The sequence below is a fragment of the Pseudoxanthomonas suwonensis genome, assembly GCF_000972865.1.
GTDB classification, from domain to species: domain Bacteria; phylum Pseudomonadota; class Gammaproteobacteria; order Xanthomonadales; family Xanthomonadaceae; genus Pseudoxanthomonas; species Pseudoxanthomonas suwonensis_B.
In genome coordinates this window covers 1,089,645-1,116,189 of the sequence record NZ_CP011144.1, presented here as the reverse complement: position 1 = coordinate 1,116,189, position 26,545 = coordinate 1,089,645, and the positions used below count along the sequence as shown (strand labels likewise).

17 protein-coding genes and 1 tRNA gene are annotated in these 26,545 nt (G+C 70.2%); 9 read left to right on the top strand and 9 right to left on the bottom strand.

The genetic code is table 11. The features are described 5' to 3' along the window. Both WQ53_RS04785 and WQ53_RS04780 read left to right on the top strand, forming a co-directional pair. Positions 1 to 840, top strand: a complete 840-nt coding sequence (locus tag WQ53_RS04785) for a TrmH family RNA methyltransferase (protein ID WP_052630941.1) — start codon at positions 1 to 3, stop codon at positions 838 to 840. A 65-nt stretch (positions 841 to 905) separates the two neighbouring features. Then, entirely contained in the window at positions 906 to 1,661 is a 756-nt protein-coding gene (locus WQ53_RS04780) for a class I SAM-dependent methyltransferase (RefSeq protein ID WP_158497808.1), read from the top strand. Positions 1,662 to 1,698: 37 nt separating this feature from the next. Here WQ53_RS04780 and WQ53_RS04775 read toward each other — a convergent pair whose 3' ends face one another. From WQ53_RS04775 to WQ53_RS04755, 5 genes are all read right to left on the bottom strand, one after another. Beyond that, positions 1,699 to 3,759: a glycoside hydrolase family 97 protein gene (locus WQ53_RS04775; RefSeq protein WP_052630939.1), complete on the bottom strand. Its 2,061-nt coding sequence runs from the start codon at positions 3,757 to 3,759 to the stop codon at positions 1,699 to 1,701. Between the two features lie 118 nt (positions 3,760 to 3,877). Then, on the bottom strand, positions 3,878 to 5,269 hold the full coding sequence (locus WQ53_RS04770; protein WP_052630937.1) for a M28 family peptidase: 1,392 nt from the start codon (positions 5,267 to 5,269) through the stop codon (positions 3,878 to 3,880). 91 nt (positions 5,270 to 5,360) lie between these two features. Continuing rightward, on the bottom strand, positions 5,361 to 5,765 hold the full coding sequence (mscL, locus tag WQ53_RS04765) for a large-conductance mechanosensitive channel protein MscL (protein WP_052630931.1): 405 nt from the start codon (positions 5,763 to 5,765) through the stop codon (positions 5,361 to 5,363). Positions 5,766 to 5,835: 70 nt separating this feature from the next. Beyond that, positions 5,836 to 6,555 (bottom strand): fumarylacetoacetate hydrolase family protein, encoded by a 720-nt coding sequence (locus tag WQ53_RS04760; protein WP_052630928.1) that lies wholly within the window; start codon positions 6,553 to 6,555, stop codon positions 5,836 to 5,838. A 59-nt stretch (positions 6,556 to 6,614) separates the two neighbouring features. Beyond that, positions 6,615 to 6,911, bottom strand: coding sequence for a hypothetical protein (locus tag WQ53_RS04755; protein ID WP_052630926.1), 297 nt, complete (start codon positions 6,909 to 6,911; stop codon positions 6,615 to 6,617). A gap of 65 nt (positions 6,912 to 6,976) precedes the next feature. Here WQ53_RS04755 and WQ53_RS04750 point away from each other — a divergent pair, with 65 nt between their 5' ends. Then, complete coding sequence (locus WQ53_RS04750) at positions 6,977 to 7,330, top strand: Rieske (2Fe-2S) protein (protein ID WP_052630922.1); 354 nt, start codon at positions 6,977 to 6,979, stop codon at positions 7,328 to 7,330. A 354-nt stretch (positions 7,331 to 7,684) separates the two neighbouring features. Here the strand turns inward: WQ53_RS04750 and WQ53_RS04745 are convergent, their stop codons facing one another. From WQ53_RS04745 to WQ53_RS04735, 3 genes are all read right to left on the bottom strand, one after another. Next, positions 7,685 to 9,544, bottom strand: coding sequence for an SLC13 family permease (locus WQ53_RS04745; RefSeq protein ID WP_052630919.1), 1,860 nt, complete (start codon positions 9,542 to 9,544; stop codon positions 7,685 to 7,687). Between the two features lie 89 nt (positions 9,545 to 9,633). Then, a complete protein-coding gene (gene trmB / locus WQ53_RS04740) occupies positions 9,634 to 10,410 on the bottom strand; it encodes a tRNA (guanosine(46)-N7)-methyltransferase TrmB (protein ID WP_052630916.1) in 777 nt (258 codons plus the stop codon). 2 nt (positions 10,411 to 10,412) lie between these two features. Continuing rightward, positions 10,413 to 11,207 carry a thiazole synthase gene (locus WQ53_RS04735; protein WP_052630913.1) on the bottom strand — a complete coding sequence of 265 codons (795 nt, stop codon included), beginning with the start codon at positions 11,205 to 11,207 and terminating at the stop codon, positions 10,413 to 10,415. A gap of 460 nt (positions 11,208 to 11,667) precedes the next feature. Here WQ53_RS04735 and WQ53_RS04730 point away from each other — a divergent pair, with 460 nt between their 5' ends. The 3 genes from WQ53_RS04730 to WQ53_RS04720 all read left to right on the top strand — a co-directional run bounded on the left by WQ53_RS04730 (position 11,668) and on the right by WQ53_RS04720 (position 23,141). Next, positions 11,668 to 12,246: a DUF3617 domain-containing protein gene (locus WQ53_RS04730; protein ID WP_082112844.1), complete on the top strand. Its 579-nt coding sequence runs from the start codon at positions 11,668 to 11,670 to the stop codon at positions 12,244 to 12,246. Positions 12,247 to 12,366: 120 nt separating this feature from the next. Next, on the top strand, positions 12,367 to 19,458 hold the full coding sequence (locus WQ53_RS04725) for a DUF7507 domain-containing protein (protein ID WP_144409222.1): 7,092 nt from the start codon (positions 12,367 to 12,369) through the stop codon (positions 19,456 to 19,458). A gap of 11 nt (positions 19,459 to 19,469) precedes the next feature. Further along, positions 19,470 to 23,141: a hypothetical protein gene (locus WQ53_RS04720; RefSeq protein WP_052633922.1), complete on the top strand. Its 3,672-nt coding sequence runs from the start codon at positions 19,470 to 19,472 to the stop codon at positions 23,139 to 23,141. Positions 23,142 to 23,249: 108 nt separating this feature from the next. Here WQ53_RS04720 and thiS read toward each other — a convergent pair whose 3' ends face one another. After that, positions 23,250 to 23,450: a sulfur carrier protein ThiS gene (gene thiS, locus WQ53_RS04715; RefSeq protein WP_052630904.1), complete on the bottom strand. Its 201-nt coding sequence runs from the start codon at positions 23,448 to 23,450 to the stop codon at positions 23,250 to 23,252. Positions 23,451 to 23,610: 160 nt separating this feature from the next. Here thiS and WQ53_RS04710 point away from each other — a divergent pair, with 160 nt between their 5' ends. The 3 genes from WQ53_RS04710 to rimK all read left to right on the top strand — a co-directional run bounded on the left by WQ53_RS04710 (position 23,611) and on the right by rimK (position 26,533). Then, the gene (locus WQ53_RS04710) at positions 23,611 to 25,410 is read left to right on the top strand and encodes an autotransporter domain-containing esterase (RefSeq protein ID WP_052630902.1); all 1,800 of its coding nucleotides are present in this window, start codon (positions 23,611 to 23,613) and stop codon (positions 25,408 to 25,410) included. An 88-nt stretch (positions 25,411 to 25,498) separates the two neighbouring features. Beyond that, positions 25,499 to 25,572, top strand: a tRNA-Gly gene (locus WQ53_RS04705). Positions 25,573 to 25,645: 73 nt separating this feature from the next. Next, entirely contained in the window at positions 25,646 to 26,533 is an 888-nt protein-coding gene (gene rimK / locus WQ53_RS04700; protein WP_052630899.1) for a 30S ribosomal protein S6--L-glutamate ligase, read from the top strand. Positions 26,534 to 26,545: the final 12 nt, after the last annotated feature.

The following is a 26,545-nucleotide window of genomic DNA, read 5'->3' as shown; positions in this document are numbered from 1 at the left end:
ATGGCCGGTCCCTGGGACAAGCGGCCGCCACGCGGGCCGCGCCCGCCGACGCCGCGTCCCGCGCGCGGGACGTCGGCGCCGCGCGATCCGCACACGCCGGCGGCGGCCGCGCGCCACGAACTGCGGCTGTACGGACTGAACGCGATCGATGCGGTGTTCCGGCGCCGGCCGGAGGCGATCCGCAAGGTCTGGCTGCTGGAATCGCGCATCGCCGCACTCAAGCCGCTGCTGGCCTGGTGCGTGCGGCAGCGGGTCGGCTACCGGGTGGTGGAGGAGGGCGACCTGGAGCGGCTGGCCGCCAGCACCCACCACGAGGGCGTGGTCGCCGACGTGCTGAAGGTCGAGCCGCAGCCGCTGGATGCATGGTTGCACGGGCTGGCGCCGGCTTCGCCGGCGCTGGCGCTCTGGCTGGACGGAGTCGGCAATCCGCACAACTTCGGTGCGATCCTGCGCTCGGCCGCGCACTTCGGCGCGGCGGTGCTGCTGCCCGCCGGCTCGACCCTGGCGCTGTCGGGTGCGGCCGCGCGGGTGGCCGAGGGCGGTGCCGAAGCGGTGCCGCTGGTGCGCTTGCTCCCGGCGCCGGAGGCGATCGCGCGGTTGCACGGCGCCGGCTTCGAACTGGCCGCCACGGTCGTGCGTGGTGGCGGGGATCTGTTCGCGACCGCACTGCCGGCGCGGCTGGTCTACGTCATGGGCGCCGAGGGCGAAGGCATGGACGCGGCACTGGCCGCGGCCTGCGACCGGCGCCTGTCGATCCCCGGCAGCGGCGCGGTCGAGAGCCTCAACGTGGCCGCGGCCACGGCCGTGTTCCTGTCGCAGTGGGCTTGTCGCGGCCGATGAGGGCTTGGCGCTCACTGCAGGAATGGCAGGGCAGTGCCTCCGCCGTACATGCCGTCGAAGATGCGGTGGCGATCCCGACGGGGAATGCGGTGCTGGCGGGCGATTGTGGACTGTGCGGCAGCGGGCGTGGCTTCGCCGCCGCCGGCGCCTCGTCCGATCCGCGCGAAGGCCTGCGCTGCCTGGCGTGCGATTGCAATGCCAGGCAGCGGGCCGCGGCCATGGTGCTGCTCCAGGCGTTGGCCGACCACGGGGCCCGGGGCGCCAGCCGGGTCTACCTCAGCGAGCAGGCCAGCCCGCTGTTCGTGGCGCTGCGCCGGCAGGTTCCACGGCTGGAAGGCAGCGAGTTCGCCACCGGATGGGCCCGGCGGTTGCGCATGGCAGCCTGGCTGCTGCGCCACGGTGTGCCGGCATGGATACACCACCGCGACGTGACTGCGCTGGACTTCGGCGACGCCGAACTGGACGCCGTGGCGAGCCTGGACGTGCTCGAGCATGTGCCTCGCTATGAAGCCGCGCTGGCCGAGTTCGCCCGCGTCCTGCGGCCCGGTGGCGTGCTGGTCTTCAGCGTGCCGTTCTACGAGCACCAGGCGCACAGCGAGACCATCGCGCGCGTGCGCGACGACGGGAGCGTCGAATTCTTCGCCGAGGCCGAATACCACGGCGATCCGCGCGGGGGCGGAGTGCCCTGCTTCCACCACTTCGGTTGGGACCTGGTCGGTACGCTGCGACGGGTGGGGTTCACCGACGCGGCGCTGATCCGCGCCTGGCAGCCCGGGCAGGGACTGCCGCGCGGAGTATGGCTGGTGCGCGCGGTGCGCTGAGTGCCCTCACCGCCGGGAGGCGGCACGGCCGGTGCCGCTAGTGCGCATCGCCCGCCGTTGCCGTCGCGGCGATGCGCGGCGACGGTGGCGCCAGGCGCACGGCCGCGCCACCGCTGCCCGACAATGGCAGGGTGAGCATGCGGTTGTCCGCATCGATGCGCCGCTCCTCGCGCCGCACCTGCGTGGGCGCATCGCCGTCCAGCCACAGCGTGGCGCGGTAGTCGGCCGCCGGCAGGAAATCCAGCGGCACCTCCAGCGTGCGCGGCCGCTCGTTGGTCATCGCGCCGAGGTACCAGTCGCGGCCGCTGCGGCGCGCGACCACGACGTACTCGCCGATCTCGCCGGCCAGCACCCGGGTCTCGTCCCAGCTGGCCGGCACGGCGGCGATGAAGTCGGCGCCGGGGGCGAGGACGCCGTTCGCGTCCACATAGGCGTCCGGGCTGTCGGCGACCACCTGCAGCGCGCTTTCGTAGACGACGAACATCGCCAGCTGGTGCGCGCGCGTGCCCATCACCTGCGGGCCGGCGAAGGAAACCTGGAACCGTTCCGGCGTCACGTTGCGGAAGCCGCCCGGCGTGTAGTCCATCGGCCCGAGCAGCATACGCGTGAACGGCAGGGTGACGTTGTGCGCGGGCGTGGCCCGCCGGCTCCACTTGTTGTACTCGGCGCCGAGCACGCCCTCCTGGGTCAGGAAGTTCGGCCAGGTGCGGTTGAGCCCGGTCGGCCGGTAGGCGCCGTGCAGGTTGAGCATCAGCCGGTGCCGGGCCGCGCTTTCCAGCATGCGGTGGAAGAACGCCACCATCTCCTGGTCGTCGCGGTCCATGAAGTCGACCTTGACCCCGCGGATGCCCATGTCGCGGTAGCGGGCGAACACCTCGTCCATGCGCGGCTGCAGCGACTTCCAGTGCGCCCACAGCCAGATCCCGACGCCGCGCTGGCGCGCGTGGTCGACCAGCGCCGGCAGGTCCAGCTGCGGTATCGGGCGGGTGATGTCGGCGTCGGGGTGGTAGCGGCCGTTGCCGGTGCTGCCGACGTACCAGCCGTCGTCGATCAGCATGTACTCCAGTCCCAGCGCCGCGGCGTGGTCGATGTAGCGCCGGATCGTCGCGGTGTTCATGCCGGCGTCGGGCACGTCGGGCACGTCGGGCACGTCGGGCGCCAGGCCGCCGGACCACCAGTCCCAGGCGGTCTTGCCCGGCCGGATCCACGAGGTGTCGGCTATGGCCGTTGGCGGGTTGAGGCTGGAGACCAGGTTCGACTCGATCAGCGCGCCGGGACTGTCGCCGAGCATCAGCACCCGCCACGGCGTCAGGTGGCCCTCGCGCGCGACCTCGCCGCGCGGCAGACGCACGGCGAGGTCCGGCGTGTCCAGGCGCGGCGACAGCTTCGCTTCCACGCCGAGGCGGCCGTCGCCGCGGCCGCTCAGGTACAGGCCGGCATAGCGGTCCAGGTCGGCCTCGGCGATGGCGAAGGTCACGTCGCCCTCGCCGGTGCGGCAGACCAGCGGCAGTTCCAGCAGGTGGTGCGGGCGCAGCTTCGAAGCGTCGACCGGGTCGTACTCGCCTTCGTGGCTGGTGCCGAAGCGGCCGAGGTTGAGCGCCCAGCAGGCGTAGTCGCGCGGGAACAGGAAGCCGGTGAGGTCCTCCTTCACCACCAGGTCGCCCTGCGCCGGCAGCGGCAGGCGGTAGCGCAGGGCGATGCCGTCGTCGTAGGCGCGCACGACCACGCCGAGGGTGCGGCCCTGCGGATCGGCCAGGTCCACGTCCATCTGCCGGTAGCGCTCGCGCACCTGGCGGGTCTTGCCGGCGACCAGTTCATAGGTGCCGTCGGACTCGCCGTGGCGCACGTCCACGATGCGCAGCCCGCGGTCGATGCGGTCGTCTTCGTCGAACTGCACGCCAAGCGGCGACGGCGCGATCACCACGCGTCCGTCGCGCTCCACCGCGTAGGTCGGCACGCTGTCGACACCCATCGCCAGGGTGAAGGCGATGCGACCGTTGGGCGACTCGAGCAACAGTGGCGGAGGTGGCAGTGCGCGCGCCGGCGCGCAGTGCAGGAACGACAACAGGATCAGTATGGAGCCCAACGTGCGCGGCATTTCGGCAGGTTCCTCTTCCCCGGCGTGGAAGGGAGCCTACCCGCTCGCCTGCGCAGTGTCTGGAATACCTGCGGCGTGCGACCGGCATAGCCGCCGGTCGCATGCACGTTTCCCCGCGTTACGGCGCCGGCTTGGCCTGGCTGCCGAAGTCGCCCTCGGCCTCGGCGGCCAAGTAGGCGAACACCGCGTACGCGGCCACGTTCTGCGCCAGCGCGGCCGGGTCGATCTTGTCGAGCGTGTCGTCGGCGGTGTGGTGCAGGTGGAAGTAGTCGCTGCCGTCCTGCGCCAGCCAGGCCCAGGTCACGCCCTTGGCCGCCAGCGGGCCGATGTCCGGGCCGGGACCGCCCTTGCCGGGTGCGTACTCGATGCCCAGCGGCGCCAGCGCTTCGGCGATCTGCCGGGTGGCCGCGCGCGCGTGTTCCGGCGCGCCGGTGTTGAAGGCGTAGATGCGGCCGGCGCCGAAGTCGCTTTCGGCGGCCAGCAGGTGCCTGCCGGCATTGGCGGCGTGGCGTTCGGCGTAGGCCTTGCCGCCGTGCAGGCCCTGTTCCTCGTTGGCGTAGGCGAGCACGCGGATGCTGCGCGCCGGACGCTGCGGCAGCTGCCGGATCAGGTTGGCCGCGGCCATGGTGATGCCGACGCCGGCCGCGTCGTCGATCGCGCCGGTGCCCAGGTCCCAGGAATCCAGGTGCGCGCCGATCAGCACGACCTCGTCGGGCCTGCTGCGCCCGGTGATCTCGCCAATGACATTTTGCGAGGTGTATTCGCCGTCCCAGCCGGCATCGATCGCCAGCCGCACCTTCACCGGCCCGCGCGCGAGCAGGCGCCCGAGCTGGTCGGCATCGGGGATGCTCAGCGCCGCAGACGGCACCGGGGTCAGGCCTTCGTCGTAGCGGGTGATGCCGGTGTGCGGCACGCGGTGGTTGTCGGTGCCGGCCGAGCGCATCAGGAAGCCGCTGGCGCCCTTGCGGATCGCCGCCGACGGGCCGCGGGAGCGGATCGCGCCGCCCTGGGCGTAGCCGCTGCCGTCGCGCGAGGCCGTCATCTGGTAATCGACGAAGGCGATCTTGCCGGCCAGCGAACCTTCCGGCGCGGCCTGCAATGCGGCCAGGTCGGCGAAACGCACGATCTCGCCTTCGACGGTGCCGCCGGGGCTGCCGCCCAGCGCGGTGACCGCCAGCGGCTGCGCGTGCGGGCCGAGCACCTCGGCGCTCTCGCTGCGGCGGACCCATTTCGGGAAGGTCACCGGTTCGGTCCACACCCGGTCGAAGCCCAGTTCGGCGAACTTGGCCTTGGCCCAGGCCACCGCGCGCGCGTCGGCCTCGCTGCCGGCCAGGCGCGGGCCGACCTCGGTGGTCAGCGATTCGGTGACCTTCCAGCCGGTGTCGTCGGCCAGGGCGCGCTCGCGCAGCTGCGCGGCCTGTTCCAGGGCCTTGGCGGGGATGCGGGTGTCGGCGGCCGTCGCCGAGGATGCGGCGAGCAGCAAGGCGGCGGCGAGCAGGGCGAGGCGCATACGGACTCCGGAGCACAAACCCCGGAGCCTAGCAAAGGACTGCCGTGCGCTCCCGTGCGCATGGTCACGGGAGCGCACGCGTGGTTCGCGATCAGCGCTGGAGCGAGTCGCGGATGTCGCGCAGCAGCAGCACCTCTTCGGTCGGCGCGGCCGGCGGCGGCGCCTCCTTGCGCGAGAGGCGGTTCATGGCCTTGACCACCATGAAGATGGCGAAGGCGATGATCACGAACTGGATGATCGCGTTGATGAACACACCGATGCCGATGCTCACCTCCGGCACCGCGTTGCCGGCCGCGTCGACCGTGGCCTGCTTCAGCGTCCACGACCAGTCGGAGAAGTCGACCCCGCCGATCAGCAGCCCGATCGGCGGCATGATCACGTTGTCGACCAGTGCGGTGACGATCTTGCCGAAGGCGGCGCCGATGACCACGCCCAAGGCGAGGTCCATCGCGTTGCCGCGCATGGCGAATTCCTTGAACTCGCTGATCATGCCCATGCAGTGCTCCTGGTGTCCGGCACCCGGCGCGGGTGCGCGCCTAGCCTAACCCGGAGGCATGGCGGATGGTTCAGGCCTCGATCCTGCCGCGCAGGGTGGCGATGCCCTCCAGGCGCGCCACGTAATGGTCGCCCGGTTGCAGCGCGGCCACGCCGGCCGGCGTGCCCATGAACACCAGGTCGCCGGCACGCAGCGCATACAGTTTCGACAGCTCGTGCAGGATCTCCGGCACGTCCCAGATCAGGTCCGACAGCGGCGCGCGCTGGCGCGGCTGGCCGTTGACCTCCAGTTCGAGCGCGCGCGCGCCCAGTTCGCCGGCCTCGGCCGCCGGCACCAGTTCGCCGAGCGGGGCCGAGTGGTCGAAGCCCTTGGCCGTGTCCCAGGGCAGGCCCTTGGCCTTGGCCGCGGCCTGCAGGTCGCGCCGGGTCAGGTCCAGGCCGACCGTGTAGCCGAACACCAGCGCCTGCGCCTGCGCGACCGGCAGCACGCCGGGCGGCGCGTCGCGGCCGATCGCCACCACCAGCTCCACCTCGTGGTGCAGGTCGGCGGTGGCGGACGGATAGGGCACTGCCTCGCCGGTGACGATGGCGTCGGCCGGCTTCATGAAGAACACCGGCGTGCCGCGCTCGGCCTTCGAGGCCGGGGCGTCGGCGCCCATCTCGCGGGCATGGTCGGCGAAGTTGCGGCCGACGCAGTAGATGCGGCGGACCGGGAAGCGGCCGCCGCCGCGCACGCGAACGCGCGGCACGGGCGGGGCGGGGATCACGTCGGAGGAGTGCGCGTCGGTCACGGTTCGGCCCGGGTCGTGGGGCCGCACAGTCTACGCGCAGCGGGCCGCAGCCCCGAGGGTCAGCGCTGCGACGGCAGTTCCGGTTTGCGCAGCACGCGGTACTCGGCTTCGACCACGTTGTCCGGTGCGGCCGGGCGCGCCTCGCGCTTGCGCAGCAGGCGCCAGGCCAGCCCCGCGGCGAGCATCGCCGCGCCGATGAACAGCCCGAAGAACACCAGCACCGCCAGCAGCACCAGCCCGACCAGGCCCAGCAGCACGCGCAGCAACGGCGTGCGCGGCTTGCGCGGAGAGACGAACAGGCCATGTAGCCGGCCGTGCAGCTGGGCCGGATCGAAGCGGAAGGAACGGGCGTGCATGTGAGTCCACGTGCCAGAATGGCGGGCAGGCGCCCAGTATCGGCGCCGGCGCCGGCGAGGTTGTGATGGGATCGTTAAACGTTGGGCCGCTGCTCAGTTTCGAGGCATTGGCCGATGGTGCACTGGTCGAGGCCGAGGTGCAGCTGGGCGACGATGCCGAATCGCTGATCGTGTACCGCCACGGCGACGCGGTGCGAGCCTGGCTGAACGTCTGCCCGCATGCCGGACGCCGGCTGGACTGGGCGCCGGGGCAGTTCCTGAAGAGCCGCGATGGCCTGCTGGTCTGCGCCGCGCATGGCGCCTCGTTCGAGCTGGAAGGCGGCCAGTGCGTGGCCGGCCCCTGCCGCGGCGACATGCTGCGGTCGGTGGCGGTGGAAGTGCGCGACGGCCAGGTCTGGCTGGCAGATCCGCCTGTGTAGGAGCCCAGCTTGCTGGCGACACGGGCGTCGGGATCCCGAGGGCGTCGCCTGTGCCGAAGTCATCGTGTCGCCGGCTGAACCCGGCTCCTACAACACCCCGGCGCAGCCGCTCTCCTGTAGGAGCTGACTTCAGTCGGCGACACGGGCGTCGGGACCACGAGGGCGTCGCCTGTGCCGATGGCGTCGTGTCGCCGGCTGAACCCGGCTCCTACACAACAGCCGTGGCGCAGCCGCTCTCCTGTAGGAGCTGACTTCAGTCGGCGACACGGGCGTCGGAACCACGAGGGCGTTGCCTGTACCGATGGCGTCGCGTCGCGGGCAAGCCCGGCTCCTACAGCAATGCGCACTGCCGGCTCAGCGCCCGCCCCAGAACATCAGGTTCACCACCGTCACCGCGATCACCGCATAGATCAGCGACAGCGGTCCGCCGATGCGCCACAGGTCGCGCGCGGAGTAGTTGGCCGGGCCGGTGATCATCGACATCACCGGGTTGGAGGCGGTCATCAGGTTGTTGGACGCCGACAGCGCGGCGATCAGCGCGAACGCGGTGGGGTCGCCGCCCACCGCCAGCGCCAGGTTGATCGCGATCGGCACCATGATGATGGTCGCGCCGACATGGCTGACCACCAGCGAGAACGCGGTGGTCAGCAGCGCGACCACGATCTGCAGCGCCCACGGCGGGGTGCCGTCCGGCAGCCGCTCCAGGGTGTTGCCGGCGATCCACGCCGCCGCGCCGCTGCTGTCCATCGCCCAGCCCAGCGGGATCAGGCCGGCGGTGAGGAACACCGTCTTCCAGCTGATCGCCGCATAGGCCTCGTCCATCTTCAGCACCCCGGCCAGCAGCATCCCGGCCACCCCGGTCATCAGGGTCAGCGCCACCGGCAGCTTGCCGGTCAGGGCTATCACTATAGTGACGGCGAAGATCGCCATCGCGATCTTGAACTTGTGCGGGCGCTGCTCGCCCTTGGGATAGTCGGTGACCACGGCGAAGTCGCGGCTCTCGGCCGCGCGCGCCAGGTCCTGCCAGATGCTGTGGAACACCAGCATGTCGCCGGCGCGCAGCGGCACCGAGCGCACGTCCTCGCGGATCACCTGCTTGTCGCGGTTGATCGCCAGCAGGCTGATCCCGGACTGGTGGCGCAGGCGCAGGTCGCGTGCGCTCTTGCCGATGAAGCGCGAGGTCGGCGGCACTACCGCCTCGGAGATGCCGGCGCGGGCCGGGTTGAACAGGTCGCCCAGGTTGCGCAGCCGCGATGACATGCGCAGGAAGTGGTTCTGGGCGAAGTCGGCCACCTGCTGGCGCGGGCCCATCACCCCGAGCACGCTGCCGACCCAGATGCGCATGTCCGCCGACGGCGCCAGGCGGGTGTCGTTGCCGGTCTTCAGCGCGAGCAGCAGCGGCGCGTCGTGCATCGACTCGGCCTCGGCCACCGCCATGCCCACCAGCGGGCTCTCGGCACTGACCACCAGCTCGAACACGTCGCCCTCGATGCCGTAGGTGCGGGCGAAGTAGCTCTCGGTGCTGGCCGGGGTCGGGTTCTCGCCGCCGCCGTCCTCCAGTTCGGCCAGCTTGCGGTTGCCGTAGAAGCGGAAGTACAGCAGCGCGGCGGCCAGCAGCACCACGCCCACCGGCGCCGGCGCGAACATCGGCAGCTGCTCGAGCGTGGCCATGCCCGAGGGCAGGTTGTTGTTGGCCGAGAGCAGCAGGTCGTTGAGCAGGATCAGTGGCGAGTTGCCGACCATGGTCAGCGCCGCGCCCATCACGATCGCCGCGGCCAGCGGCAGCAGCAGCCGCGACATCGCCAGGCCGCTGCGCGAGGACAGCCGCGCGGCCACCGGCAGGTACAGCGCCATCACCGACGGGTTCTGCATGAAGGACGAGTTCAGGCCGGCGATCAGGCCGGTCAGGGCCAGCAGGCGCTGCTCCTTGCCGTGGCCGCGGCGCAGCAGCCAGCCGGCCAGGCGGTTGAGCGCGCCGGTGCGGTCCAGCCCGGCGCCCAGGATCATGGTGGCGATGATGCTCATCACCGCGTTGCCGGAGAAGCCGCTGAAGATCTCCTCCGGCGCGATCAGCCCGGTGATGCCCAGCACCACCAGCACCACCAGCGCGACCAGGTCGGCGCGGATGCGCTCGAACAGGAACATGGCCATCGTGAACCCGACCAGCCCGAGCACCAGGCGCATGTCGTTGGTCAGGGTCAGGCCGGATTCCATTGCGCGCCGGGGTCCTTATGGCGAGGCGTAGGCGGAGCGGCGTGCGCGGCCGGTGGCGGCGGGTTCGGGTTCGGGCGGCGGCGCGACGCTCATGTTGCCGGCGAGTTTAGCGCCGTTGCCGCGGCGTGGTCGTCGATCCGGTCGTAGAGCAGGTCCCAGACGCCGTGGCCCAGTTTCACGCCGCGGCGCTCGAAGTGGGTCTCCGGCCGCCATTCCGGGCGCGGCACGTGGCCGCGCGGGCCGGCGTGGTTGGCCAGCCCCGGCGTGGCCTCGAGCACGTCCCACATGTGCTCGGCATAGGGCTCCCAGTCGGTGGCCAGGTGCAGGCGCCCGCCGGGGCGCAGCTTGCGCACCAGCAGCGCGGCGAACTCCGGCTGCACCAGGCGGCGCTTGTTGTGGCGCTTCTTGTGCCAGGGGTCGGGGAAGTAGATCCGGATTTCGTCCAGGGCGCCGTCGGCGATCTCGTGCCGCAGCACCTCGACCGCGTCGTGGTGGTACACGCGCACGTGGTCGCTGCCGTCGGCGGCCAGGGCGTTGAGCAGCCGGCCTACGCCGGGGGCGTGGACCTCCAGGCCGATGTAGTCGCGCGCCGGATCCTGGCGCGCGGCGAAGCGCAGCGCCTCGCCGTTGCCGAAGCCGATCTCCAGCACCTTCGGCGCGGCGCGGCCGAAGGCGGCATCGAGGTCGCGCGGGGCGCCGGCGTAGTCCAGGCCGAAACGCGGCCAGGCCTCGTCGAAGGCGCGCTGCTGGGCCGGGGTGAAGCGGCCCTGGCGCAGGACGAAGCTGCGGATCTCGCGGCGGCCTTCGCTGGCGGTGTAGGGCTTGGGCGGGGCCTTGGCCCCGTCGCTGGCGAACGGGTCGGTCATCGTCAGGCGATCAGCCCGTCCACCGGCGAGGACGCGCTGGCGTAGCGCTTGCGCGGGATGCGCCCGGCCAGGAACGCCTCGCGCCCGGCCTCGACCGCCTTGCGCATGGCGCTGGCCATCAGCACCGGGTCCCTGGCGCCGGCGATGGCGGTGTTCATCAGCACGCCGTCGCAGCCCAGCTCCATGGCGATGGCCGCGTCGGAGGCGGTGCCCACGCCGGCGTCAACCAGCACCGGAACCTTGGCGTTCTCGATGATCTCCAGCAGCGTGTAGCGGTTCTGGATGCCCAGGCCCGAGCCGATCGGCGCGGCCAGCGGCATCACCGCGCAGCAGCCGATCTGCTCGAGCTGGCGGGCCAGGATCGGGTCGTCGCTGGTGTAGACCATCACGTCGAAGCCGTCGGCCACCAGCAGTTCGGCGGCCTTGAGCGTCTGCACCACGTCCGGGTACAGGGTGCGCTGGTCACCCAGCACTTCGAGCTTCACCAAGGTGTGGCCGTCGAGCAACTCGCGCGCCAGGCGGCAGGTGCGCACCGCGTCCTCGGCGGTGTAGCAGCCGGCGGTGTTGGGCAGGATCGTGTAGCGCTCCGGCGGCAACACGTCGAGCAGGTTGGGCTCGCCGGGGTTCTGGCCGATGTTGCTGCGGCGGATGGCCACGGTGACGATCTGCGCGCCTGCGGCTTCGGTGGCCAGCCGGGTCTCTTCCATATCCTTGAACTTGCCGGTGCCGGTCAGCAGCCGCGAGGAATAGGTCCTCCCGGCGATGACCAGTGGATCGGTGGGGGCGTGTGCATTCATGCGCCGATTATCGCCCATCGCGCCAGCACGAGGGACAGCGATGCATTCGGTGGCATGGCTCTTGCCTTCGGAAGGTTGGTTGGCTTCGGGCGGACGAGGGCTGAGTGCCTCGTCGGCTGCGCCGTACCGGCGCCAGGACACGCGCAATGCCGGGCGCGATCTTGGATTCGCGAATGCCTCTTGCGCAGTCAAGCGGATGGCGGTCGCGGCCGATAGGTTCCTATGGGCTAAGGAAGGCAAGTATTAAGAAGGAGTGAAGGTTTTGCTTGCGATATGTGAAGTTGATCACTAATATTTTGTGTCAGACGTAACAGAGGGGAGGCGCCATCCCGGCGGCCTCGCGTCTGCCTCCTTGTCCATCCTCCGTGTCCCTGGCTGTCGCCTAGGACGGCTTCGCGCGCGCGGAAGTTTTATGGGGCAAGCGGATTGTGCCAATGGTCGAAGCAGTGGGGTTGGGGTGATGCGATACCTGAAATGCGCGGCGTGGGGCTTGTTCGCCTTGCTGCCGAATGCGTCCCTTGCGACGCAAGGTGCGCCTGCGGGTGACGGGCGCGCCGATCCCTATGCCGACCTGCCACAGCGCAAGGCAGGGCTGTGGGAAGTGACGATGCAACCCCATGCCCCGGATGGGCTGGGCGGCATGCAGCAGGGGCCGGTGACGGTGCAGCAGTGCACCAATCGCGATGCCGAGCGGGTCATCCCGTTCTTCCTCCTGCCGGCGAAGGAAGGCTGCAGCGAGATCAAGATCGCAGGGGAAGCCGGCCAGGGGTACGAGGTCAACACCGTATGCGAGACCGAGGGCCGGGTCCGGCGAATGCAGGTGAAGCTGTCGGGTGACCCGCAAGCGATGTACAGCGGGACCTACAGCTTCGCCTACCCCAAGTCTCCGCAGAGCAACGTCGGCCCGGTGGCGTTCCAAGGGCGCCGGTTGGGCGACTGCAGGCCGGGCCAGCAGCCGGGGGAGATGGTGCTGCCCAACGGCATCACCGTGCACCCGGTGGACGACGCACGACGCGCGCTGGGGCACCACCACCATTGAGGCAACGGCTGCGCCACATGCGCGGCCGGCAATGCAATGGCGATTCGGGCCGGGGAGGCCCCGGCCACGGGATTGGCCAATCACACCTTCACGGCTGCACCTGAGTCATCGAGATCGCTCATGAACGTTTTCCGCCCCTCAGCAACTACCGCCACCTGGATCATGCGCGCCGCCGGCGCAACGCGGGCATTGCGCGCCGGCTGGCCGCGCGGCAGTTCCGCCGCTGCCATGGCCACCCTGCTGCTGTTCGCACCCGTGGCGCAGGCGCAGGTCCAGAACGGTGGGTTCGAAACCGGCAATTTCTCCAGCTGGACCATCAAGGACTACAACCGTTCCGGTTCCGGCCTCCCGTCGGTGCCGCCAACCAGCAGCGGCCTGGTGGGGTTGCCGAACCAACTGGACCTGACCAAGACGGGGGCGGACAGGGGCGGCGCGGGCGACACGAACGTCTATCGGACGCAGGTGCTGACCAGTGCCGGCACCGCGGCGAACACGGGCAGCAACGGGCCGAGGTATCCGTTCTCGGGCAATGTGTCGGCCCGTGTCGGCGGCAGTGGCAGCCTGAAGGGTTCCTCGATCGAACAGACCGTCACCATGGCGTTGTCCGACGTCGATCCGGTGGACGGCAAGGTGCACATCCGCTTCGCGATGGCGCCGGTACTGAACGATCCGAATCACGCCAAGCACGAGCAGCCGTACTTCTTCGTGGAAGTGGTCAACCTGACCAAGAACAGGCAGCTCTTCCAGACTTTCAACTACGCCAACCAGCCCGGCATTCCGTGGCAGAACTTCGGAGACTACAAGTTCACCAATTGGCAGGGCTTCGACATCGCGCCCGGCAACGGCCAACTGGACGTGGGTGACCAGGTCCTGCTGAAGATATTCGTCGCCAACTGTTCGCCAAGCGCGGCCGCCCATACGGCCCAGGTCTATCTCGACGTGGTCGGCTCCAAGATGCCGGGCCTGACCGTGGCCGCCGCCGGACCGTCCACCACCAAGCCTGGCGAGCAGGTCACCTATACCTACAACTACGTCAACAACACCGGCGTCTATGCGCTGGGTTCGATGGTGCGCCTGGCGGCGCCGTTCACCGAGGACAGCAAGGCGCTGACCTTCGTGTCGGGCAGCTATCCGGCCAGTTGCTCGGCTGTCCAGCCGGCCACGACCAATCCGTTGCGCGGTGCATACATCGAATGCCCGGTGGGTGACCTGGTGGCCGGTGACGGAGGCAGCTTCAACGTCACCTTCACGGTGCCGGCAAATGCCGAAACCAACCAGACGAATGCCGCGCTGGCGGTCATCAACAACGGTGACTACGACATTCGCGCCAATACGGTCAGCCCGTTCATCGGCCCGCTGGTCAAGACCAACATCGTCGGCGCCGCCACCTCCCTGGTGGACATGGGCATCACTGTCGGCAATGGCGGCGTGCCGTCCTACCTGCAGGGCAATCCGGTCGCCTACACGGTCACCGTCACCAACAACGGCCCGATCGACGTCAATGGTGCGGCCGTCACCCAGATACTGACGGGCGTGAGCGGCACGGCAGCCTGGACCTGTGCCCCGGCCCCTGGCAGCACGGCCACCTGCGGCGCGGCTAGCGGGACCGGCCCCATCTCGACCACCGGCAGCCTGCCCGTAGGCCAGAGCCTGGTCTATACCGTCACCGGCATCACCGCCACGGCGGCAGGCACGCCCGTGGTGACCGTCGTCAACGTGGCTCCGCCCGCCGGCATGTCCGACAGCGTGGCGGCCAACAACACCGATGGCCTGAGCACCCCGGTCAGCGACCAGCAGCACACGCTCACGGTCAACACCACGGGCGCGGGTACCGGCAAGGTCACGGCGGTGCCCGGCACGCTCGCATGCGCCTCACCGGGCGGCACGGCTTGCCGCGCCCAGCTTCTGGGCAGGGACCAGGAGGCGTACCTGAGCGCGGTCGCCGATTCCGGTTCCATCTTCAAGCACTGGATCACGCCCGGCGATTGCACGTCCGTCGGTGGCGACCAGTGCCACGTGAGGATGGGCACGCAGGACCTCTCCGTCACCGCGGTCTTTGCCAAAGTCTGGATGGTCACGCCCTCCATCGTCGGCGGCAGCATGACCCCCGTTACCCCACAGGTGGTGGAGGAAGGCCAAGGCACCAGCTTCAGCATCACCCCCGGTACACCCGGCCAGGTGCCGGTCATCAGCACGCCGACCGGAGCAAATACCTGCCCTGGCACGCTGACCGGCCCCAGCGGCGGCAACTACACCTGGAGCGTCAGCCCGGTGACGGAGGACTGTGCGTTCCATGTGACGTTCGTGACCCCCGATCCCAAGCTCACCGTCACCAAGAGCGAATCGTCGAGCGGGCCATACACGCAGGGCGACGTGATCGACTACGCCTTCCTGGTGAAGAACACAGGCAACGTTGCGTTGACCGGCATTTTGGTGAACGACGCGCGGCTGGATGCGGCGGCGAACTGCCCCGTGACCACGCTGGCCCCGGATGCGGAAACCACCTGCACCGGCAGCCACACGGTGACGGCCGCGGAAGTGGCTGTCGGCCTGGTGCATAACAGCGCCACCGCGACGGGTACGCCTCCCACGGGTGCCGCCGTGGACAGTCCGCCGAGCGAGGTGGACATCGAAACCGCGCAGAACCCGGGGCTGACCATCGTCAAGTCGGTGACCTCGGCCGGTCCATACGCCGTGGGCGACGTGATCGACTACCAGTTCGTGGTGACGAATACGGGCGACGTGAACCTGAGCGGCATCGTGGTGCACGATGCGCAGCTGGACGCGGCCGCCGTCTGTGCGGCCACGGCGCTGGCGCCGACGGCTTCGACCACCTGCACGGGCAGCCACACAGTGACCGCGGCGGAAGTGGCGGTCGGCAACGTGCACAACAGTGCGACGGCCAGTGGTACGCCGCCGGCGACGCCGGGCAATCCGACGCCGACGCCGGTGGATACGCCGACACCGAGCGAGGTGGACACGCCGACCGTACAGAACCCGGGGCTGACCATCGTCAAGTCGGTGACCTCGGCCGGTCCATACACCGTGGGCGACGTGATCGACTACCAGTTCGTGGTGACGAATACGGGCGACGTGAACCTGAGCGGCATCGTGGTGCACGATGGGCAGCTGGACGCGGCCGCCGTCTGTGCGGCCACGACGCTGGCACCCACGGCTTCGACCACCTGCACCGGCAGCCACACGGTCACGGCCGCGGATGTGGACGCGGGCAACGTGCACAACAGCGCCACGGCCAGTGGTACGCCGCCGGTGACGCCGGGCAATCCGACGCCGACGCCGGTGGACACGCCGACGCCTGGCGAAGTGGATACGCCGATCGCGCAGGCGCCGTCGCTGACGATCGCCAAGAGCGTGACCTCGACCGGTCCGTATACGGCAGGCAGCACGATCGCCTATGCGTTCCTGGTGACCAACACCGGCGACGTCACCCTGAGCAATGTGGCGGTGACCGACCCGTTGCCGGGCCTGAGCGCGGTCGCCTGTCCGGCGACGACGCTGGCGCCAAGCGCGGACATGACCTGCACGGCGAGCTACACGGTGACGGCCGCGGATGTGGACGCGGGCAACGTGCACAACAGCGTCACGGCCCAGGGCACGCCGCCGGTGACGCCGGGCAATCCGACGCCGACGCCGGTGGACACGCCGACGCCGAGCGAAGTGAACACGCCGATCGCACAGGCCCCTGGCCTGAGCATCGGCAAGAGCGTGACCTCGGCCGGCCCTTATACGGCAGGCAGCACGATCAGCTATGCGTTCCTGGTGACCAACACCGGTGACGTCACCCTGAGCGATGTGGCGGTGACCGATCCGTTGCCGGGCCTGAGCGCGGTCGCCTGTCCGGCGACGACGCTGGCGTCGGGCGCGGACATGACCTGTACGGCGAGCTACACGGTGACGGCCGCCGACGTGGAAGCGGGCAACGTGCACAACAGCGCGATGGCCCGCGGCACGCCGCCGGCGACGCCGACCAACCCGGCCCCGGCGCCGATCAACACGCCGACGCCGAGCGAAGTGGATACACCGATCGCGCAGGCCCCTGGCCTGAGCATCGCCAAGAGCGTGACCTCGACCGGCCCTTATACGGCAGGCAGCACCATCGCCTACGCGTTCCTGGTGACCAACACTGGCGACGTGACCCTGAGCGATGTGGCGGTGACCGACCCGTTGCCGGGCCTGAGCGCTGTCACCTGTCCGGCGACGACGCTGGCGCCGGGCACAGGCATGACCTGCACGGCGAGCTACACGGTGACGGCCGCCGACGTGGAAGCGGGCAACGTGCACAACAGCGCGATGGCCCGCGGCACGCCGCCGGTGACGACAGCCAACCCGACCCCCACGCCGATCAATGCCCCGACACCGGGCCAGGTGGATACACCGATTGCCCAAGCCCCCGGCCTGAGCATCGGCAAGAGCGTAACCTCGACCAGCCCCTACGCGCAGGGCAGCACGATCGCCTACGCGTTCCTGGTGACCAACACTGGCGACGTGACCCTGAGCGATGTGGCGGTGACCGACCCGTTGCCGGGCCTGAGCGCTGTCACCTGTCCGGCGACGACGCTGGCGCCGGGCACAGGCATGACCTGTACGGCGAGCTACACGGTGACGGCCGCGGATGTGGATGCGGGCAACGTGCACAACAGTGCCACGGCCAGTGGTACGCCGCCGGCGACCCCGGGCAATCCGACCCCGTCGCCGGTGCCGACGCCCACGCCGGGTGACGTGGATACGCCGATCACCCAGCTGCCGGGCCTGACGGTAGTGAAGACGGCGGTGGAAGGCAGCCATGGCGTGGGCGACGCGATCGCCTACCGGTTCGTGGTGACGAACACCGGCAACGTGACGCTCAGCGACATCCAGGTGAACGATGCGCTGCTGGACGCGCCGGCAGCATGCCCGGTGACGATGCTGGCCGCGGCCGCGTCGACGACCTGCACGGGCGCCTACACCGTGACGCAGGCCGACGTGGATGTGGGCAGCGTGCACAACGTGGCCACTGCCACGGCGACGCCGCCCGGCGCATCCGCCCAGCCGATCAGCAGCGAACCGGCCGAGGTGACCACGCCCATCGCGCAGCACCCGGCCATCGTCACCGCCAAGACGGCGGTGCTGAGCGTGGACGGCGCCACGCCCGGCATGGCCAACATCGGCGACGTGATCACCTATGCGGTGACGGCGACCAATACCGGCAACGTGACCCTGGCCGATGTGGCGGTCGAGGACACCCTGGACGGCTACGCGCCGACCCTGCTGGCCTGCGTGCCGACCACGCTGGCGCCCGGCGAGACGGCGACCTGCGCCAGCTACGACCACACGGTGACGGTGGCCGACGCCAACCGCGCCGGCGGCAGCCTGGACAACAGGGTGGAGGCGAGCGCGACCGCGCTGATGGGCGGCAGCGTGTCGTTCACCGTGACCGCGCAGGGCAACGCGATGATGGCGGTCGAGCCGGATCCGATGCAGCTGCGGATGGTCAAGACCGCCAGCCCGCGCGACGTGAAGGTCGGCGACCTGGTGCGCTACACGCTGTCGATCCAGAACACCGGCACCACACCGCTGGTCAATGGCGTCATCGTCGACACCCCGCCGGCCGGCTTCAGCTACGTCGAAGGTTCGCTGGTGGTGCGGGATGCGGACAATGCCGGCCGCCTGGTCAACCAGCATCCGCTCGACATCGACCAGATCGACATCCCGGCCGGCCACACCGCGACGGTGGCCTACCTGCTGCGCGTGGGCGCGGGCGTCCGCCCGGGCATCCACAGCAACAGCGCGCTGGTGCGCGACAGCGGAGAGCCGGCCTCGAACGTGGCCACGGCCGACGTGCAGTTGACCGGCGATCCGATGCTGGACGAGTCGCTGATCCTGGGTACGGTGTTCGACGACCGCGACGGCGATGGCTGGCAGGACAGCGCGGCGCTGAGTGGCGTGCGGGTGCAGGGCGGCTTCGCTCCGGGCGCGTATGTCGCCAACTCGACCACGGTGGATCGCGGCAATGGCCCGCAGCCGGAGGCGGACGCCAGTTCGCCGCTGCTGCATGGCATCGCCATCGGTGCCATCGCCGGACGCGAATCGGATGCCGATCCGGCTGTGGCCCATCGCGTGGTGGTAAGCCAGACGCTGGCCTCGCTGGACTTCACCGATGGCTTCGTGCTGACCAGCGACGAAGGCGTGAGCGTGCGCATGGACGCCGCCGGCGGCACCACGGTGGAACGCACCGGCAAGGCCGCCAAGGGCCTGACCGCTGCGGCGCCTAGCGTGGCCCGCAGGATCAGCCGGATGGCGGACGGCTACCGCGTGGACTACGTCATCCGGAACGAGGGTGTCGATGAGCGCGGCATCCCGGGTGTGCGCATCGCTTCGCTGGAAGGCCTGCTGGTGGAAACCGACCAGTTCGGCCGCTACCACCTGGCCGGCATCGAAGGAGGGCGCTGGGAGCGGGGCCGCAACTTCATGCTGAAGGTCGATCCGGCCACGCTGCCGCCGGGCAGTGCGCTCACCACCGACAACCCGCAGTTGCGCCGGGTGACGCCGGGCTTGCCGGTGCGCTTCGACTTCGGCGTGAAGTTGCCGCCAGGCGTGGCTGACGAGGGGCGCCAGGAGGTGGAGCTGGAGCTGGGTGAGGTGATGTTCGACCCGGGCAGCGCCGCGTTGCGCGCACCGTACCTGCCCGTCATCGAGCAGATGGCCGCGCAGGTGCGCCAGCACGGTGCCGGCGAAGTGGTGATATCGGCCAACGGCGGTTCCCAGGCGCTGGCCTACGACCGCGCCAAGGCGGTGCGCGAAGCGCTGCTGGCGGCCCTGGATCCTGAACTGGCGCAGGCCGTGACGGTCAGCTTGCGCACCGACCTGGCCGATCCGCGCAGCACCCTGCTGTCGCTGGGCCAGTCGCCGCTGCTGGGCACGGTGCTGTTCGATACCGACAAGTCCGCGATCAAGCCCGAGTTCGCCCCGGTGATCGAGAGGATCGCCGCCGATATCGAGAGGCTGGGCGGCGGCACGGTCGGCGTGGTTGGCCATGCCGACCGCCGTGGCTCCGATGCCTACAACCTGGCGCTGGGCCTGCGTCGCGCCAACGCGGTCCATGAGGCCATCGCCAGCCTGTTGAGCGCGGAGGCGCGAAGCCGGTTGCGGGTGGAGGTGGACGACGACCCGACAGCTCCCGTTGGCCCGCAGAGCCATCAGGGGGAGCAGTGATGAAGACGACGATGAAGATGAAAGCGCTGGACTGCGCCCTGATTGGCATCCTGTCCGCCCTGGTCATGCAAGCGGCCGTTGCGCAGGAGCAGACTGCCGATGCCGCCGGCGTCGACTGCACCAGCGCAGGCTGCGTGGCCGCGCAGGGCGAGCTGCTGATGCAGGTGCGCACGCGCGGCAAACGGCAACCGCAGACCGTGGAAGCGCCGGAAACGACGCAGGCACTGCAGTCCGATCGCCGGGTGACGGTGGAAGCCGTGCAGCCGGGCAAGGCCGTGGCGGTTGGCAAGTGGTCGGTGCAGATGCCGGGCGGCGGGGTGGTGTGGGCCACCGAGGATCCCAACCTGGGCCAGCCGCAGCTGGATGTCTCGGCCACCTCGCTGGTCGCGTTCGACGGCAGCCGCATCACTAGGCCGGTACGCTTCTTCAGTTACAGCAACTACAGTGCGTTCATCGAACGAGCCGAGGTGCGGGTGTTCCGCGCCAACGACAGTGATCTGGTTGCGCCACTGGCCACGATCCCGCTGCCGGTGGCGGCGGTGGCCGACGTCGAGTGGGATGGCGTGCTACCGGCCGATGCCAGGGTGCGCGCGGGCGACGAGCTGCTTTACGTCGTGCGCGCCTGGGGCGCGGATGGCGCGTTCGACGAAACCTGGCCGCGCCGCATGCAGCTGGTAGCGCCGGACGAAGCCCAGCGTGGCGGCCAGGCCCTGCGCAGCGCCACCGAGCGCAAGCTGGGCCAGAGCTTGGGCAGCGACGAGGCCGAAGCGCGCAGCCTGGTCGACGACGTGTTCGACGGCAACGGCCTGCGCGTGCAGAACATCCCGGTCTACGGCTCGCGCATCCGCATCCAGGGGCACAACCTGCCGGACAACGCCAGTGTCCGCATCAACGGGCGCAGCTTCCCGCTGGACACCGAGCGCAAGCTGGTCGCCGAGTTCCTGGAGCCGGTGGGGCAGCATCGCTTCGAGATCGAGATGAACGGCCACGGCCTGTCCGCGCCGGTCACGCGCACGCTGGATGTCGATGTCAGCGGCAAGTACATGTTCGCGATGGCGTTGGCGGATTTCACCCTGTCCGGCAACAGCGTATCCGGCTCCATCGAGCCGCTGGCGGGCGACGACCATTTCGAGAGGGACTTGGTGGTCGATGGCCGCCTGGCCTTCTACCTGAAGGGCAAGGTGCGCGGCAAGTATCTGGTCACCGCGCAGGCCGACACCCAGGAGCGCGAGGTCGGCAACCTGTTCAGCGGGTTCTGGAAAGCCGATCCGCAGGACATATTCCGCCGTCTCGACCCCGACCGGTACTACCCGGTCTATGGCGACGATTCCAGCACCTACCGCGACATCGACACGATGGGGCGCCTGTACGTGCGGGTGGATTGGGACAAGAGCCAGGCGTTGTGGGGCAACTTCAACACCGGCGTCACCGGCACCGAGTACGGCCAGTACTCGCGCTCGCTGTACGGCGGCGCGCTGGGCTGGCGCAGCCGGCGCAGCACCGTGCTGGGCGAGGCGGGCAGCCAGCTGAAGGTGTTCGGCTCGGAGGCGCAGACCGCGCCCGGCCACAGCGAATTCCTGGGCACCGGCGGCAGCCTGTACTACCTCAGGCACACCGACGTGTTGCCGGGTTCGGAACGCGTGGTGCTGGAAGTGCGCGACCCGACCACCGGACGTACCGAGCAGCGCGTCGACCTGGTCGAAGGCGCCGACTATGAAATCGACGCCATGCAGGGCCGCATCCTGCTGACCCGCCCGCTGGCGGTGGTGACCCGCGAGAACGTGCCTTCGCTGACCCGTGACATGCCGCTCGACGGCCTGTCGCAGGTGTTGCTGGTGGACTACGAGTACGTGCCGCAGGGCTTCGACGCCGACGACGTGGCCGCCGGCGTGCGTGGCAAGCACTGGTTCGGCGACCATGTCGCCATCGGCGGTACCTATGTCGACGAGAACCGGGCCGGCGACGACTACACCCTGGCCGGAGCGGACCTCACCCTGCAGGCGGGGAACGGCACCTACCTCAAGCTCGAGCACAGCCGCACCGAGTCCACCAGCGCGCCGGTGTTCTTCTCCAGCAATGGCGGCCTGAGCTTCACCCGCATCAATCCGGTGTCGGCCGCGCGCAAGGGCGATGCCCGCGCGGTGGAGGCGCGCGCCAACTTCAGGGAGCAGGGCTGGACCGAGCTGGACTGGTCGGCGGGCGCCTGGTGGCGGCAGGTCGATGCCGGTTTCTCCGTGTCGCGTTTCGACATCGGCCAGGACGTCGAGGAGTACGGCGCGGAAGTGCTGGGCCAGTTCTCGCCCGGCTTCAATCTCTACACCCGCTACAGCCGTACCGAGCGCGGGCCCGAAGCGCTGACCCAGGCCCAGGCCACCGCGGAATGGCGGGTGAGCGATTTCTCCACCCTCGGCGCCGAACTTCGCCGGGTCGAGGAGCAGCGCGCCAGCGGCGCCGCCGCGGGGGTGTTGGCCGCCCTGCAGTACAAGCAGCGCTTCGGTTCCAGCGTGGAACTGTATGGCACCGCGCAGAAGACGTTGGATGACGACGGCGGACGCTATGCCGACAACGACGCGGTCACCGCGGGCGGCAAGTACCTGTTCGGCAACCTGTCCAGCGTGGGTGCGGAAGCCACGCACGGCGATCGCGGCGACGCGGCCCAGGTCAACGCCGAGTACCGGCTGGGCACGGAGCATTCGATCTATACGGCCTACACCCACAGCACCGACCGCAGCCCGTACGACCCGCTTTTCAACAACCGTGCCGACGGAGGCTGGACCATCGGCCAGCGCTGGCGGCTGTCCAACCAGGTCAACCTGTACAACGAGAGCCAGTGGCTGAAATCCCCCAGCGAATCCGGGCTGGCGCGTACCTTCGGCATGGATTTCTACCCGGCCCTGGGCTGGAACATGGGCTTCACCTTGCAACAGGCCGAGCTGGACACGACAGTGGGAGGCGTGGATCGCGAGGCGGTCAGCGTCAATGGCGGCCGCACCTCCAACGCCACCCAGTGGCAGAGCAAGCTGGAATGGCGGCGCGACACCGGCGCCGAACGGCGCGAGCAATGGGTGAGCAGCAACCGCCTGGCCCACAAGCTCAGCGAGAGCTTCCGCATCGCCGGGCGGCTCAACTATTCGCGCACCCGTGACGAGTTGCTGGCCGCCGCGGGCGCGAAGTTCGTGGAGGGCAATCTCGGTTTCGCCTGGCGTCCGTGGGACGGCACCCGCTGGGCGATGTTCGGCCGCTACACCTACCTGTACGACGTGTCCGCGTTGTCACAGGAGGGCGTCAACGTGGCCGACTACGACCAGCGCAGCCAGGTGCTGTCGATGGAGGGCGTGTTCAAGGCCGACGACCGCTGGGAGCTCGCCGCCAAGCTGGCGCGACGCGAAGGCGAGGTGCGCATGGGCCGATTGGTGGGCGCGTGGGCGGATTCCGCCACCACCTTTGCCGCCGGCCAGGTGCGTTACGACATCGGCGGGCAATGGCATGCGCTCGGCGAGTACCGCTGGCTGGACGTGGACGACGGCGGCGCCAAGTCCGGCTTCCTGGCGGGCGTGGATCGCGACCTGGGCCGCAACTTCCGGGTGGGCGTCGGCTACAACTTCACCCGTTTCAGCGACGACCTCACCAACTTCGACTACGACCACCAGGGCTTCTTCCTCAACGTGGTCGGGCGGTACTGATCGCCTGACCGCCGCTTGGCGGGAGGCACCGGCGGGTGCCTCGACGCCCGACGGCATCGTCGTGCAGAGGCGCCTCGCCTGTGCGAGGCGCTGCCGCCGGGTCGGTGTTCAGCCACCGCCCAGGGCGTGCACGATCTCGACCACGTCGCCGGCATGCAGTTCGCGGCCGGCGTGCGCTCCGCGCGGCACGATCTCGCCGTTCACCTCGACCGCGACCCGGCGCCCGGCCAGACCTTCGGCTTGCAGCAGCCCCGTCACCGTCGTGCCGGCCTGGAGGGTGCGCGGCTCCCCGTTCAATGCGATGTCCATGCGCGCATTGTCGCACCGGAGGCTTCGCCGCGACCGCGGCCGCTTGCCGCAGCGCAGCGTGAACGCGGATCGGTATGGGCGGACCATGGCAACCATGCGTAGCCGTACGTCCGGCGCAGTCTGGCCAGATGGCCCCGAAAGCCACCCCAAAGGAGATTCAATGTCCGCTCCCCGCCCACTCCGCTCGACTCTCGCCGTTGCCCTGGCCCTCGCGGCCGCTCCGGCCCTTGCGGGGGAGTTCAAAGGCGCCGTGTTCTTCGGCGACAGCCTCACTGACTCGGGCCACTTCCAGAACCAGTTGCCGCCGGCGGTGCGCCCGATCACCGGCAAGTTCACCACCAACCCGGCCTGGGTCTGGGCCGAGTACGTGGCCGAGCGCTACGACGGCGACGGCCGCACCGCCAACCAGGGGGGCGACAACTACGCCCAGGGCGGCTCGCGGGTGACGGTGCAGAACGGCGCGGCCGAATCGACCGTGGCCCAGGTCGGCCGCTACCTGGCGGCCAACGGCGGCAGGGCCGACCCGGGCACGCTGTACACGGTGTGGACCGGCGCCAACGATATCTTCGCGATCGCCGGCGCCGGCGCGCCGCCGCAGCAGACCATCGCCACCGCGGTCGGTGGCGTGGTCCAGATCGTCGGCACCCTGGACGCGGCCGGCGCGCGCTACATCCTGGTGCCGAGCCTGCCGGACATGGGCATCACCCCCAACGCGATCGCCGCCGGCCCGGCGGGGCAGGCGGCGCTGACCCAGCTGGCCACTACCTACAATGCCGCCATGTACGGCGCGCTGGCGCAGAACGGTTACCGGGTGATCCCGCTGGACACCTTCAGCATGCTGCGCGAAGTGGTGGCCAGCCCGGCCACCTATGGCCTGCGCAATGTCACCCAGACCGCCTGCCTGCCGCCGGACGGCAGTTCGCTGACCTGCAATCCGTCCTCGCTGGTGGCGCCGGACGCGGCCAGCACCTACCTGTTCGCCGACGGCGTGCATCCCAGCGCGGCCGCGCACGCGATCCTGGCCGACTATGCGATCTCGGTGCTGGAAGGTCCGCAGCTGATCGGGATCCTGCCGCACTCGGCCAGGATCGTCGGCCGCAGCCGCGCCGACCAGGTGGCCTTCCACCTGGCAGAGGCGCCGGAAGCGGCGGGCCTGCGCTGGTGGGGCGGGCTGCGCGGCGACTACCTGCGCCATGACCATGCCGACCTCTTCGACGGCCTGGCGCCGGCGGGCCTGTTCGGCCTGGACTGGGCCAGCGGCGACGGCCTGGTCGCCGGCGGCTTCCTCGGCTATGGCCGCCTGGATGCGGATTTCGGCGGCAACCGTGGCGACTTCCGCCAGGCCGACGCCACCTTCGGCGGCTTCCTCGGCTGGTACGGCGGGCGCAGCTGGGTCAACGCCCAGCTCAGCTACACCACGCTCGACTACGACGTGACCCGCGGCGTGCGCATGGGCCCGTCGATGCGCCGGCACGCCGGCTCGGCCGACGGCAGCAACACCGCCTTCGGCGTCAACGGCGGCTACGACTTCGGCGAAGGCGCGCTGCGCCACGGTCCGGTTGCCGGCCTGCTCTGGCAGACGATCGACGTGGACGGCTACAGCGAGGACAACCCGTCCTCCAGCGCGCTGGCCTACCCGGACCAGAGCCTGGACTCGCTGGTCGGCAGCCTCGGCTGGCAGGCCCGCTACGACGCGGGCGGCTGGCAGCCGTACCTGCGCGCGACCTGGGACCACGAGTTCGAGGACGCGCCGGCCGAGGCGTTCGCGCAGCTGCAGACCCTGCCGGGGATGGAGTACGCGGTGCCCGCGGCGCAGTTCGACGGCGACCACGGCACGCTGGTGCTGGGCGCACGCTTCGGCCTGTTCGGGCTGGAAGCCGACCTCGGCGCGCGCGCGACCGTCGGCCAGAAGGGCGGCAGCGACAGCGGCCTGTTCCTCACCCTCGGCGGCAGCTTCTGAGCCGCCCCACCGTGCGGATGCGCCGCGCCCGGCGCCTCCGCGCGGCGTTGCGCCGGTGCCCCGCCGGCGCATAGACTGCCGATCCCGCGCGGGTGTAGTTCAATGGTAGAACTGCAGCTTCCCAAGCTGCTAACGTGGGTTCGATTCCCATCACCCGCTCCATCCATCGCCTGACGCCGCGGAGCCGTTCCGCGGCGTTTCGCGTTCAAGGACTCCCCCGGCCGGTGACGCGCCGATGAAGCTGGCGATCCTCTCCCGCAACGCCTCGCTGTATTCCACCCGCCGGCTGGTCGAGGCCGCGCGCGCGCGCGGCCACAGCGTGCGCGTGCTCGACCCGCTGCGCTGCTACATGCGCATCGCGCCCGGCGGCTTCGCCATGCGCTACAAGGGTCGCCCGGTGGCCGGCTACGACGTGGTGATCCCCAGGATCGGCGCGTCGATCACCCGCTACGCCACCGCGGTGCTGCGCCAGTTCGAACTGATGGGCTGCTACACCCCCAACCCGTCCGACGCGATCCTGCGCGCGCGCGACAAGCTGCGCAGCCACCAGTTGCTGGCCGCGCAGGGTATTGGATTGCCGACCACCGTGTTCGGCGACAACCCGGACGACACCGCCGACCTGCTCTCGCTGCTCGGCCCGCCACCGCACGTGGTCAAGCTCAACGAGGGCACCCAGGGCGCCGGGGTGATGCTGACCGAGAAGGCATCGGCCTCGCGCGCGGTGGTCGAGACCCTGCGCGGGTTGTACGCCAGCTTCCTGGTCCAGGAGTTCGTGGCCGAGGCCGGCGGCGCGGACCTGCGCTGCTTCGTGGTCGGCGACCGGGTGGTGGCGGCGATGCGGCGGCAGGCGGCCGAGGGCGAGTTCCGCTCCAACCTGCACCGCGGCGGCGAGGGCTTCGCGGCCGAGGCCAGCGCCGAGGAGCAGGCGGTGGCGGTACGTTCGGCGCAGGCGCTGGGCCTGGGCGTGGCCGGCGTGGACCTGATCCGCTCGGCGCGCGGCCCGCTGGTGCTGGAGGTCAACTCGACGCCGGGGCTGGAAGGGGTCGAGGGGGTGTGCGGGGTGGACGTGGCCGGCGCCATTATCGACCACGTTTCCTTTCATAAAAACTATATAAATCAATAGGATGATTCGAGG

Bases quoted from the DNA above. Each gene is read 5' to 3' on its own strand.
- WQ53_RS04785 (WP_052630941.1), top strand. From the start codon at position 1: ATGGCCGGTCCCTGGGACAAGCGGCCGCCACGCGGGCCGCGCCCGCCG.
- WQ53_RS04775 (WP_052630939.1), bottom strand. From the start codon at position 3,759: ATGCCGCGCACGTTGGGCTCCATACTGATCCTGTTGTCGTTCCTGCAC.
- WQ53_RS04770 (WP_052630937.1), bottom strand. From the start codon at position 5,269: ATGCGCCTCGCCCTGCTCGCCGCCGCCTTGCTGCTCGCCGCATCCTCG.
- mscL (WP_052630931.1), bottom strand. From the start codon at position 5,765: ATGGGCATGATCAGCGAGTTCAAGGAATTCGCCATGCGCGGCAACGCG.
- WQ53_RS04755 (WP_052630926.1), bottom strand. From the start codon at position 6,911: ATGCACGCCCGTTCCTTCCGCTTCGATCCGGCCCAGCTGCACGGCCGG.
- WQ53_RS04750 (WP_052630922.1), top strand. From the start codon at position 6,977: ATGGGATCGTTAAACGTTGGGCCGCTGCTCAGTTTCGAGGCATTGGCC.
- WQ53_RS04745 (WP_052630919.1), bottom strand. From the start codon at position 9,544: ATGGAATCCGGCCTGACCCTGACCAACGACATGCGCCTGGTGCTCGGG.
- trmB (WP_052630916.1), bottom strand. From the start codon at position 10,410: ATGACCGACCCGTTCGCCAGCGACGGGGCCAAGGCCCCGCCCAAGCCC.
- WQ53_RS04735 (WP_052630913.1), bottom strand. From the start codon at position 11,207: ATGAATGCACACGCCCCCACCGATCCACTGGTCATCGCCGGGAGGACC.
- WQ53_RS04730 (WP_082112844.1), top strand. From the start codon at position 11,668: ATGCGATACCTGAAATGCGCGGCGTGGGGCTTGTTCGCCTTGCTGCCG.
- WQ53_RS04725 (WP_144409222.1), top strand. From the start codon at position 12,367: ATGAACGTTTTCCGCCCCTCAGCAACTACCGCCACCTGGATCATGCGC.
- WQ53_RS04720 (WP_052633922.1), top strand. From the start codon at position 19,470: ATGAAGATGAAAGCGCTGGACTGCGCCCTGATTGGCATCCTGTCCGCC.
- thiS (WP_052630904.1), bottom strand. From the start codon at position 23,450: ATGGACATCGCATTGAACGGGGAGCCGCGCACCCTCCAGGCCGGCACG.
- WQ53_RS04710 (WP_052630902.1), top strand. From the start codon at position 23,611: ATGTCCGCTCCCCGCCCACTCCGCTCGACTCTCGCCGTTGCCCTGGCC.
- rimK (WP_052630899.1), top strand. From the start codon at position 25,646: ATGAAGCTGGCGATCCTCTCCCGCAACGCCTCGCTGTATTCCACCCGC.